The organism is Carnobacterium sp. 17-4 (genome assembly GCF_000195575.1).
Classification (GTDB): domain Bacteria; phylum Bacillota; class Bacilli; order Lactobacillales; family Carnobacteriaceae; genus Carnobacterium_B.
This window is the reverse complement of the sequence record NC_015391.1, coordinates 1286785-1298688: the sequence shown is the minus strand read 5'-3', so window position 1 is coordinate 1298688 and position 11904 is coordinate 1286785. Positions and strand designations below refer to the sequence as shown.

The following is an 11904-nucleotide window of genomic DNA, read 5'->3' as shown; positions in this document are numbered from 1 at the left end:
ATGACAGAATTTCATGCAACAACTATTTTTGCTATTCAGCATAATGGAAAATGTGCAATGGCCGGAGACGGTCAAGTAACTATGGGCGAACAAGTAATCATGAAAGGCACTGCTCGAAAAGTTCGTCGCATTTATAACGATGAAGTGTTGGTCGGGTTTGCTGGGAGTGTTGCGGATGCTTTTACTCTAGAAGAAAAATTCGAAGCCAAATTACATGAATACAAGGGAAATCTAACTCGTGCAGCTGTAGAATTGGCTCAAGAATGGCGTTCTGATCGTGCAATGCAAAAACTTGAAGCGTTACTGATCGTAATGAACAAAGAAGAGATGTTGATGGTATCAGGTGGCGGAGAAGTTATCCAGCCAGACGATGGAATATTAGCCATTGGGTCAGGTGGAAACTTTGCACTTGCTGCTGGACGAGCGTTAAAAAAACTTGGGAAAGATTTAACAGCAGCTCAAATTGCTCAAGAAAGCTTAACAACTGCTGCAGACATCTGTGTATTTACGAATCACAATATTATTGTTGAAGAACTATAAGGAGTGAACTAAATGATGACTAAAGAAGACATGACTCCAAGAGAGATCGTTGCTGAGTTAGATAAATACATTATTGGACAAACAATGGCTAAAAAGTCAGTTGCTGTCGCCTTACGCAATCGACAAAGACGTTTAAAATTAGATGAAGCTATGCAAAAAGAAATCACACCTAAAAATTTGTTAATGATTGGTGCAACAGGGGTTGGTAAAACAGAGATTGCTCGACGTTTAGCTACCATTGTTCGAGCGCCATTTGTAAAAGTGGAAGCCACTAAATTTACAGAAGTCGGCTACATCGGACGAGACGTTGAATCTATGGTGCGCGATTTAGTAGAAGCTTCGATTCAAATTGTAGAAAAACAACAATACTCACAAGTCTATTCTCGAGCAGAAAAAAATGCAATCGAGCGTATTGTAAAAATACTGATACCGGGGATAAAAAAAGAAAAACGACAAAGCACTAGTAGTAACCCTCTTGAGTCGATGTTTAAAAATATGGGAGTAGATCCTAATCAATTAGCTCCACAAGCTGAAGAAGAGGAAGAAGAAGTAACGGAAGCCATTTCGACAGACCGTGAAACAATGAAACAACAAATTCGTAATGGCCTTTTAGATGAAAGGGAACTGACGATACAAGTAGAAAGTCAAAAAAAATCAATGAACTCTCCTATGGGTGCCGGATTGGAACAAATGGGTATTGATTTAAATGAAACTTTAGGTGCTTTACGTCCAAAGTCAAAAGTTAAACGTACGGTTACTGTAAAGAAAGCCATTGAACTGTTTATCCAAGAAGAATCAGCTAAATTAGTCAATCAAGAAGACATTCAATCGATGGCTGTAGATCTGGCACAAAATGCCGGCATTATCTTCATTGACGAGTTTGATAAAATCACCTCTAAAAATGAAAATAGTGGGACTGTCTCTCGAGAAGGTGTCCAACGAGACATATTGCCAATCGTTGAGGGGTCACAAGTTAGCACAAAATATGGTCCAATTCAAACCGACCATATCTTATTTATTGCTTCTGGAGCGTTCCATGTCTCTAAACCAAGTGATTTAATTCCTGAATTGCAAGGAAGATTCCCTATTCGTGTAGAGTTAGATGATTTAACTAAAGAAGATTTTGTAAAAATTCTAACAGAACCAGATAATGCGTTACTCAAACAATATATTGCGATGTTAGGGACTGAAAATGTCAACATCACTTTTACGTATGAGTCGATTGAACGGTTAGCTGACATTGCTTATCAAGTAAACCATGAGACGGATAATATCGGAGCCAGACGTTTGCATACGATTTTAGAAAAATTACTAGAAGATTTATTATTTGAAGCACCTGATATGCAAATGGGAGACATTACCATTACTGAAAATTATGTCAACGAAAAAATTGAACACATTGTAGAAGACAAAGATTTAAGTCGCTACATTTTATAAAAAGAATGATGGAGGCTTCTCATGAATGATTTACTGCAAAAAATGCGCAAAATTAATTACCTATTACAAACAAAGGGTGGCGTTGTAAAGAAGGATTCGTCAACGGATGGAAAATTAGCTTTCACTGATATGGCGATTGTATTAGGCGATATTCTTAATGCAAACACGTATTTGATTGATGACGCTGGAAACTTGCTCGGCTATCATGAAAAACATGAAATCAATAACGAACGTGTGAAACAAATGCTCGTGGATGAAAAATTCTCCGAAAAGTATACACGCAGTATGTTAGAAATTTATGAAACAAGAGCCAATATTGATATTGAAAGTGACTATACCGTCTTTCCAATTGAAACAAGAGATATGTTTGTAGAAGGCTTGACAACAGTCATTCCTGTTTTTGTAGCAGGGCAGCGATTAGGGACACTTTTACTCGCACGTTTGCAACCAGTGTTTGACGACGCTGATTTAATCTTGGGTGAGCATGCAGCAACGGTTGTTGGAATAGAGATTTTATTTAAGAAGTCTACTCAAATCGCTGAATCTGCTCGCAATACGGCAACTGTTCAGATGGCGATCAAGACGCTGTCTTATAGTGAACTAAAGGCTATCAAGGCTATTTTTGAAGAATTAGATGGTACTGAAGGTCGCATAACAGCTTCTAATGTGGCGGATAAAGTTGGAATCACCCGTTCGGTCATTGTTAATGCCTTGCGTAAGTTAGAATCTGGCGGCATTATTGAATCCAGATCATTAGGAATGAAAGGCACCTATATTAAAGTACAGAATGAAAAATTTATTGATGCATTAGAGAAAGAATCGATCTATTAATGAATTTTAAAGTATAAAAAGTAATCCTTTAACTTAACAGTATTAAAGGATTGCTTTTTTACATCCGTATAATTCCGTAACAATAGAAAGAATGAGTTGCAAATGAGGAGGCAGATAAAATTGATCACATTAAAGAATGAGCTGTTAACGGTATCTATTTCTACAAAGGGTGCTGAACTTCAAAGTATCAAACGTACAGATGAAGGGTTAGAATACTTATGGCAAGGAGACCCAGATTTTTGGGGTAGAAAAGCTCCTGTTTTATTTCCAATTGTTGGGCGTTTAAAAAATGATGAATATCGTTACAATGGAAAAACCTATGCATTAAATCAACACGGATTTGCAAGAGACAGTGATTTTCAAGTAGAAGAACAAACAGAGACGACTGTGCGGTTAACGACCACTTCTTCATTGCAAACAAAAGAACACTATCCATTTGATTTTCAATTATCGTTAACGTATACCCTGAAAAAAAACACGGTTAACGTCAGCTATTTTGTAAAAAACACAGACGAATCTGAAGTAATGTATTTTTCTATTGGAGGCCATCCTGGATTCAATGTTCCACTGACTAGTAATACCACGTTTGAAGATTACTATTTAGCTTTCTTACCTAGACGATCTCGCCGTCAAATTCCATTAGTCGGTCCATACTTAGACTTAGAAAGTACCACATTAGCTCAAACCAATACAGAGATCGACTTAAAAAGAGCTTTATTTGATAATGACGCTTTGATTTATGAAACCAAAGGAAAAAATGTTTTTTCAATCAACTCTGAAAAAACAACTCATTCCGTATCAATCACTTTTGAAGGCTTTCCCTATACAGGTATTTGGTCCCCTCCTAAAAAAGAGGCTCCTTTTGTTTGTATTGAGCCGTGGTATGGGATTGCAGATTCAAGTGAGTTTACAGGTGAGTTGAATGACAAACTTGGTATACAACAACTAGAGGGTGCAGAGTCATTTTCTGCTAACTATACGATCTCTCTAACTTAAATGCAGACAAAAAGGAACTGAGACATGATGTCCCAGTTCCTTTGATGTTACGTTCTATTAAAAAGAATCTTTCTCGTCTTTTTTATACCCTAAACCAAATGGAACTTTACTTTCTGTACCATTCCGGATACGTTTAATATTTTCTCGATGTCTATAAATAATAAAGAGGGTCAAGATAAACGCAATTGTTGTTAAGATCCAATCCCCGATAAATAAACTCGAAAGGGTAATGAGTGGTAATGAGATCATACTTGACAGACTTACCATTCTGGTTAAGAATAATAAGACTAAGAATAGACACACACTGTAAATAAAGAATGGTGGGTTGTAGGCTAATAAAACACCTGCACTTGTAGCCACCGCTTTGCCACCTTTAAATTGAGCAAATAAGGGGTAAGTATGACCAACTATAGCTCCTAAACCGATAACCATTGGATTGATTGGCACATGAAACAATAAAGGCAAACAAGCAGCCAGTGTTCCTTTTAATACATCAGCCAACAATACGACTGTTCCAGCAGTTTTTCCTAATACTCTAAATGTATTTGTTGTTCCAGAGTTTCCACTGCCAAACTGACGGATATCTTTTCCGTAAATCTTTTTCCCAACCCAAACACCTGAAGGAATTGAACCTAGTAAATAAGCAATAATAAACATGAGTATGATTTTAATCAACAAACTTCTCTCCTTGAAATGCAGTATACATAGATTAACGTATTCATCATTTTACCATTTATCGTATTAGAAGGCTAGATAAAAACCGTTTTATTCACAAAGGCCAATGAACGCTAAATAAGGACCTTTTCTCCGCTGGCTTGCAATTCAAAAAAATAAATAGTTTAATGAGAAGAGAATTCTTCTTGTTTTAAGGCGAACGTATTTTCGGTTTTTATAAAAAAAACTACTGTTTAGTGCTTTCTATTCCTTAAAATATAGAGTATGATTAAAAAGGTGCTTCACTAAAATGAAGCAGTTGATTGATGCTAGTATGGGTTAACCTTACTGGAGAATTAAAAAGAGACTAGAGAAAACTTTAAGATAAAGCAAGAAACTACTTGTGTCCAGCTAAAATAATACCCATTGTTTTGTTGAATAGATAAGTAGGAATCACTTTATGTTTAAAGCCTTAAGGAGTTTTAGTATGCCAAAAGAGTTAAATAAAGAGTATAACGATGATTCGATCCAAGTACTAGAAGGATTAGAAGCGGTAAGAAAAAGACCGGGTATGTACATTGGATCTACGGATGCACGTGGTTTGCACCATTTAGTTTATGAAATAGTGGATAATTCAGTTGATGAAGCATTATCTGGCTTTGGAACTGAAATCGATGTAACATTGCATAAAGACAATAGCATCAGTGTCAAAGATAATGGGCGCGGTATGCCAATTGGAATGCATTCATCTGGCATCCCTACTGTCCAAGTTATTTTCACGGTATTGCATGCAGGAGGTAAGTTTGGCCAAGGCGGCTACAAGACTTCAGGAGGTCTGCATGGTGTGGGAGCAAGTGTGGTTAACGCATTATCTGAATGGCTTACCGTTACCATCATTCGTGAAGGCGTCCATTACCAACAAAAATTTGTTGAAGGTGGAAAAGCCAAAGGATCTCTAAAGAAAATTAAAACCAATAATGAAAAAAATGGAACCATTGTGCACTTCAAGCCTGATCCTACGATTTTTACCACGACTAATTTATCGTACGATGTATTGGCAGAACGTTTAAGAGAATCGGCTTTCTTATTAAAAGGTTTGCGCATAACCCTAACCGATGAACGAAACGAACAATCAGAAGTTTTTTATTACGAAGAAGGAATTAAAGAATTTGTCAGCTATTTGAATGAAGACAAAGACAATTTAACACCCGTAGCTTACTTTGAAGGCGAAAATAACGAGATTGAAGTTGAATTTTCTTTTCAATACAATGACGGCTATTCTGAAACGATTTTATCTTTTGTTAACAACGTACGGACAAAAGATGGTGGTACCCATGAAGCGGGTATGAAGACAGCTATCACGAAGACTTTTAATGAGTACGCGCGTAAAGTTAATTTACTGAAAGAAAAAGAGAAAAATTTAGAAGGTACAGACTTTAGAGAAGGTCTAGCAGCCGTTATTTCCATTCGTATACCAGAGAATCTTTTGCAATTTGAAGGTCAAACGAAAAGTAAATTGGGTACTCCGCAAGCAAGGTCGGCTGTAGAGACGGTTGTAAGTGATCAACTAAACTTTTATTTGATCGAAAATGGCGATCTTAGCCAACAATTGATCCGTAAGGCACTAAAAGCAAGAGAAGCGCGTGACGCAGCTAGAAAAGCGCGTGAAGAAAGTCGTAATGGAAAAAAACGCAAAAAAAATGACACCCTTTTGTCTGGCAAACTAACGCCAGCTCAAAGTAAGAATGCTAAGCGTAATGAATTGTACTTGGTTGAGGGAGATTCAGCTGGTGGTTCGGCAAAACAAGGCCGAGACCGTAAATTTCAAGCCATCTTACCTCTTCGTGGGAAAGTAATCAACACGGAAAAAGCTAAATTGCAAGACGTTATGAAAAATGAAGAAATCAGCACTATGATCTATACGATCGGTGCAGGTGTTGGACCAGAATTTGATATTGCAGACTGCAACTACGATAAAATCATCATCATGACCGATGCGGATACCGATGGAGCGCATATTCAAACACTGTTGCTAACGTTCTTTTATCGTTACATGAAACCTCTTTTTGAAGCGGGAAAAGTCTATTTAGCTTTACCACCGTTATATAAATTATCAAGGGGTATTGGTAAAAAAGAAAAAATTGCTTATGCATGGACAGATGACGAGTTAGTTCAAGTCACAAAAGATTTTGGCAAAAATTATATTTTGCAACGCTACAAAGGGCTAGGTGAAATGAATGCGGACCAACTATGGGATACAACAATGAACCCAGAAACTCGCACATTAATCCGAGTGAAAATTGACGATGCTGCCCAAGCTGAAAAACGTGTCTCCGTCTTAATGGGAGATAAAGTAGAACCTAGACGTAAATGGATCGAATCTCACGTAGAGTTTACTTTCGAAGAAGGCGGCAGTATTTTAGAAAACAGTCAAATTATGGATCAAATTGAAACAGTAGATGAAGGAAGTGTCGAAGATGGAGAATAGAGCGGATATTCAGGAATTGACCCTGGAAGAAGTAATGGGAGATCGTTTTGGACGCTATTCAAAATATATTATTCAAGAACGAGCTTTACCAGATATTCGGGATGGTTTAAAACCGGTTCAACGTCGCATTTTATATGCAATGAACGTAGAAGGCAATACGTCAGACAAAGGATTTAGAAAATCGGCTAAGACAGTGGGAAACGTAATCGGGAATTATCACCCGCATGGGGACAGCAGTGTCTATGAGGCGATGGTCCGATTGAGTCAAAATTGGAAACAACGAGAAGTTTTGATTGAAATGCACGGGAACAACGGGAGTATGGATGGAGATCCACCTGCAGCTATGCGGTATACTGAAGCACGTTTATCAAAAATATCTGCTGAGTTAGTAAGGGATATCGACAAAGAAACCGTTGATTTTGTTTTAAACTTTGATGATACAGACGAAGAACCAACCGTATTTCCAGCTAGCTACCCTAATTTACTTGTAAATGGGGCTACTGGAATCTCTGCAGGTTATGCAACAGATATCCCTCCTCATAATTTAGGAGAGGTAATTGATGCAACGGTTCACTTAATTGATCATCCAGATGCATCTGTATCAGATTTAATGCAGCATATTAAAGGACCTGATTTTCCAACTGGAGCTATTCTACAAGGTGTAGCTGGAATAAAACAAGCTTATGAAACTGGAAAAGGAAAAATCATTGTCCGTTCTAAAACCCGAATCGAGGAAGTTAGAGGCGGTAAAGAACAGATCGTTATCAATGAAATTCCTTATGAAGTAAATAAAGCTGTTTTAGTTCGTAAAATGGATGAAATTCGGTTGAATAAAAAAGTTGACGGTATTGCCGAAGTCCGTGATGAATCCGATCGTAACGGTCTTCAAATTGTAGTTGAATTAAAAAAAGAAGCAAATGCAAAAGGAATTTTAAATTATTTATTGAAAAATACTGATTTACAAGTTGCTTACAATTTTAATATGGTTGCCATTGATAAAAAAAAGACCTAAGCAATCTGGAATCAATAGAATGATTGAGGCCTATCTAGAGCATAAACGAGAAGTGCTTACTAGAAGAACGAATTACAATCTTCGTAAAGCTGAAAGTAGACAACACATCGTTTCTGGACTAATTAAAGCTTTATCTATTTTAGATCAAGTAATTGACGCTATTCGCAGCAGTAAAGATAAAAAAAATGCAAAAGAAAATTTGATTGAACGTTTTGATTTCACTGAAATCCAAGCTGAAGCGATTGTTTCTTTGCAACTGTACCGATTGACTAATACCGATATCACAGCGTTAGAGAATGAAGCAGCTGCTTTAAGCAGAGCTATCATATCTTATAACAAAATTTTATCAAGTTCTAAAGAGTTAGATAAAGTGATGAAAAAGGAATTAGCTGAAGTGAAGAAAAATTACGCTTCACCTCGACTTACTGTTATTCAAGATCAAATCGAAGAATTGAAAATTGATACTGAAGTTTTGATTGCTTCAGAAGAGGTTATTGTTTCAGTTACAAAAGAAGGATACATTAAGAGAACCAGTCTGCGTTCATATGGTGCTTCTAAACCTAATGAGTTAGGAATTAAAGAAGGAGATTACCCACTCTATATTCAACAGCTGAATACATTGAATCATCTTTTGATATTTACTAGCAAAGGGAATATCATTTACCGTCCAGTTAATGAAATTTCTGATTTAAGATGGAAGGACATGGGAGAGCATTTATCACAAAATATTGCTTTTTCTGCCGATGAAACAGTTGTGAAAGTTTTTGGTATTACGCAGCAACTACCTCAAGCAACATTTACCTTTATTACTAAAGAGGGGTACATTAAACAAACAGCTGTTTCAGAATACGTTATTGGGCGTAATTATAAGAATAAATCTTTTTCAGCAATAAAACTTAAAACAGCTACGGATGAACTGATAAATATTATTCATACAGAAAATCCATTGTTAAAAGATGTCTTCTTAGTCACTCATAGAGGATTTGGCTTGCGTTATTCTTTAGAAGAAGTTCCAGTTGTCGGTTCAAAAGCGGCTGGTGTAAAATCAATCAATCTTAAAGAGGGCGACTATGTTATAAATGGCGTTTTAATAGATGTTGAAGCTTCTAAAAAAGAGTTAATGATTTTAACGCATCGTGGATCAATTAAAAAAATGAACATTCTTGATTTTGAATCACTAGGCAGAGCTAAACGAGGGTTACTGCTCTTAAGAGAATTAAAGAAAAATCCTCATCGTGTAGCTTTTGCTTTTGAAGTATCTAAAGAAGACCATTATGTTATCTTAACCTCAAAAGGGAAAGAAATTCCGTTATCTAGTGCATCCTATGCCATAAGTGATCGTTATTCAAATGGATCATTTATTTTGGATGAAGTAGCCGATGGAACACCTATCGAGATCAAAAAAGATTTATTAGTTAAAGAAACGAAGTAGAGAAAAGGTGTAGCCTAACAGCTACACCTTTTTTGGTCTGTTTTATAATTTAGTAGTACAGTTTGTATTTTTGTGAAAAAGTGTACAAAAATAAAAAGATATTAAAAACAACAAAAATACCTTTAAACCCTTTAAATTAATGTTTATTAATGATTAAATATCATTTTAGTAACTAAAATCAATTGATTTGTTTTTAGTTCGTGTTATAATGAGCATGAAGAATCTGTTAGATTAGTTCAACAGATAAAAAGGAGGATGTTTGAATATGGAACAATGGAAAGGCTTTAAAGGAAGAGTATGGCAAGAAGAAATCAATGTACGTGACTTCATTCAACAGAATTACAAACCTTATGATGGGACAGATGAATTTTTAGAAGGTCCTACAGAAGCTACTGAATTATTATGGAAACAAGTAATGGAACTGAATACTAAAGAACGTGATGCAGGCGGAGTATTAGATATGGATACTAAAGTTGTTTCCTCTATCACTTCTCATGAAGCCGGTTACTTAAATAAAGAACTAGAACGTATTACAGGATTCCAAACCGATAAACCTTTTAAACGTGGGCTACAACCCTTTGGTGGTATCCGAATGAGTGAACTAGCAGCAGAATCATATGGGTATGAAATCGATCCGGAAGTTTCTCATATTTTTAGAGATTACCGTAAAACACATAACCAAGGAGTATTCGATGCTTACACACCTGAAATTCGTGCTGCAAGACGTAGTGGTGTAATTACCGGTTTACCAGATGCCTACGGACGTGGACGTATCATTGGTGACTATAGACGAGTTGCTTTGTATGGTGTTGATCGTTTGATTGAAGAAAAGAAAAAAGATTTAGCCGATAAAGGATACGGCACTATGAGTGAAGACATCATACGCGATCGTGAAGAATTAAATGAGCAGACTCGTGCTTTGAATGAATTGAATGAGTTAGGAAGAATTTATGGATTTGATATTTCACGACCAGCTCAAACTGCACAAGAAGCTTTCCAATGGTTATATCTTGGTTATTTAGCTGCTGTAAAAGAACAAAATGGAGCTGCAATGTCTCTAGGACGTACATCTACATTTTTGGATATCTACATTGAACGTGATCTAGCACAAGGCATCCTTACTGAAGCTGAAGCACAAGAGATCACAGACCATTTTATTATGAAATTACGTTTAGTAAAATTTGCACGTACTCCAGAATACAATGATTTATTCTCAGGTGATCCTACATGGGTGACGGAAGCAATTGCTGGATTAGGTGATGACGGAAGACATCTGGTAACAAAAAACAGTTACCGTTTCTTACACACACTCTCTAACTTAGGACCTGCTCCAGAACCAAACTTAACAGTATTATGGTCTACAAGACTTCCTGAGAACTTTAAAAAGTTTTGTGCAAAAGCTTCTATTACGTCAAGTGCGATCCAATATGAAAATGATGACATCATGCGCTTAGAGTGGGGCGATGATTATGGAATTGCTTGTTGTGTTTCAGCTATGCGTATTGGGAAACAAATGCAGTTCTTCGGAGCACGTGCTAACTTAGCCAAAACGCTCTTGTATGCAATCAATGGTGGGGTAGATGAAAAAACAAAAGATCAAGTTGCTCCAAAATACCAATCAATTACTTCAGAGTACTTAGACTATGACGAAGTAATGGAAAAATACGATGTATTATTAGAATGGATTGCCGGATTGTATTTAAATACTTTAAATATCATTCACTTTATGCATGATAAATATTCATATGAACGCATTGAAATGGCGTTACATGACAGTGATATTATGAGAACAATGGCAACAGGTATTGCAGGTTTCTCCGTAGCAGTTGACTCATTATCTGCAATCAAACACTCAAAAGTAAAAACAATCCGTGATGAAAATGGCTTGGTAGTCGATTATGAAATCGAAGGCGATTATCCTAAATTCGGGAACAATGATGACAGTGTAGATGATATCGGAATTTGGTTGTTAAAAACATTCATGTCAAAAGTGAAAAAACATCCAGCATATCGTAATGCCGTTCATACTACTTCAATTTTAACGATTACATCTAATGTAGTTTATGGTAAAAAGACAGGAAATACACCTGACGGACGTCGTTCTGGAGAACCATTTGCACCAGGTGCGAACCCAATGCATGGCAGAGATACACATGGAGCTTTAGCAAGTTTAACTTCTGTAGCTAAAATTCCTTATAAATACTCACTAGATGGTATTTCAAATACGTTCTCTATTATTCCTAAAGCTTTAGGTAAAGAAGACGACATCCAACAAGAAAACTTAGCAAGTCTATTAGATGGTTATGCTAAAAAAGGCGGTCACCATTTGAATGTTAATGTCTTTAACCGCGAAACATTAGTTGACGCGATGGATCATCCGGAAAATTATCCACAATTAACTATCCGTGTGTCAGGTTATGCAGTTAACTTTATTAAACTAACGCGTGAACAACAATTAGATGTTATTAATCGTACAATGCATGATAGCATGTAACGTTTAAAATAAAAAAAGGA

At 36.4% G+C, this 11904-nt stretch carries 7 protein-coding genes and 1 pseudogene; 7 read left to right on the top strand and 1 reads right to left on the bottom strand.

What is annotated here, in order from left to right; translation table 11 throughout:
* The 4 genes from hslV to CAR_RS06250 all read left to right on the top strand — a co-directional run bounded on the left by hslV (nt 1) and on the right by CAR_RS06250 (nt 3804).
* Nucleotides 1-540 (top strand): ATP-dependent protease subunit HslV, encoded by a 540-nt coding sequence (gene hslV / locus CAR_RS06265; RefSeq protein ID WP_013710884.1) that lies wholly within the window; start codon nt 1-3, stop codon nt 538-540.
* Nucleotides 541-552: 12 nt separating this feature from the next.
* Nucleotides 553-1977 carry an ATP-dependent protease ATPase subunit HslU gene (hslU, locus tag CAR_RS06260; protein ID WP_013710883.1) on the top strand — a complete coding sequence of 475 codons (1425 nt, stop codon included), beginning with the start codon at nt 553-555 and terminating at the stop codon, nt 1975-1977.
* A 21-nt stretch (nt 1978-1998) separates the two neighbouring features.
* Entirely contained in the window at nt 1999-2808 is an 810-nt protein-coding gene (gene codY, locus CAR_RS06255) for a GTP-sensing pleiotropic transcriptional regulator CodY (protein WP_013710882.1), read from the top strand.
* Nucleotides 2809-2910: 102 nt separating this feature from the next.
* On the top strand, nt 2911-3804 hold the full coding sequence (locus CAR_RS06250; protein ID WP_041556340.1) for an aldose 1-epimerase family protein: 894 nt from the start codon (nt 2911-2913) through the stop codon (nt 3802-3804).
* A 57-nt stretch (nt 3805-3861) separates the two neighbouring features.
* On the opposite strand, the gene plsY is transcribed toward CAR_RS06250, so the two are convergent.
* Nucleotides 3862-4476 carry a glycerol-3-phosphate 1-O-acyltransferase PlsY gene (gene plsY / locus CAR_RS06245; RefSeq protein ID WP_041556869.1) on the bottom strand — a complete coding sequence of 205 codons (615 nt, stop codon included), beginning with the start codon at nt 4474-4476 and terminating at the stop codon, nt 3862-3864.
* A 469-nt stretch (nt 4477-4945) separates the two neighbouring features.
* Between plsY and parE the strand changes: the two genes are divergently transcribed.
* The 3 genes and pseudogenes from parE to pflB all read left to right on the top strand — a co-directional run bounded on the left by parE (nt 4946) and on the right by pflB (nt 11884).
* Entirely contained in the window at nt 4946-6946 is a 2001-nt protein-coding gene (gene parE / locus CAR_RS06240; RefSeq protein ID WP_041556338.1) for a DNA topoisomerase IV subunit B, read from the top strand.
* Nucleotides 6936-9390, top strand: a pseudogene (parC, locus tag CAR_RS06235) (DNA topoisomerase IV subunit A). The gene parE and the pseudogene parC overlap by 11 nt, the downstream one beginning before the upstream one ends.
* A 265-nt stretch (nt 9391-9655) precedes the next feature.
* On the top strand, nt 9656-11884 hold the full coding sequence (gene pflB / locus CAR_RS06230) for a formate C-acetyltransferase (protein WP_013710876.1): 2229 nt from the start codon (nt 9656-9658) through the stop codon (nt 11882-11884).
* Nucleotides 11885-11904 lie beyond the last annotated feature (20 nt).

Excerpts from the sequence above, each read along its gene's own strand:
- hslV (WP_013710884.1), top strand. The coding sequence starts at position 1 with ATGACAGAATTTCATGCAACAACTATTTTTGCTATTCAGCATAATGGA.
- hslU (WP_013710883.1), top strand. The coding sequence starts at position 553 with ATGATGACTAAAGAAGACATGACTCCAAGAGAGATCGTTGCTGAGTTA.
- codY (WP_013710882.1), top strand. The coding sequence starts at position 1,999 with ATGAATGATTTACTGCAAAAAATGCGCAAAATTAATTACCTATTACAA.
- CAR_RS06250 (WP_041556340.1), top strand. The coding sequence starts at position 2,911 with ATGAGGAGGCAGATAAAATTGATCACATTAAAGAATGAGCTGTTAACG.
- parE (WP_041556338.1), top strand. The coding sequence starts at position 4,946 with ATGCCAAAAGAGTTAAATAAAGAGTATAACGATGATTCGATCCAAGTA.
- pflB (WP_013710876.1), top strand. The coding sequence starts at position 9,656 with ATGGAACAATGGAAAGGCTTTAAAGGAAGAGTATGGCAAGAAGAAATC.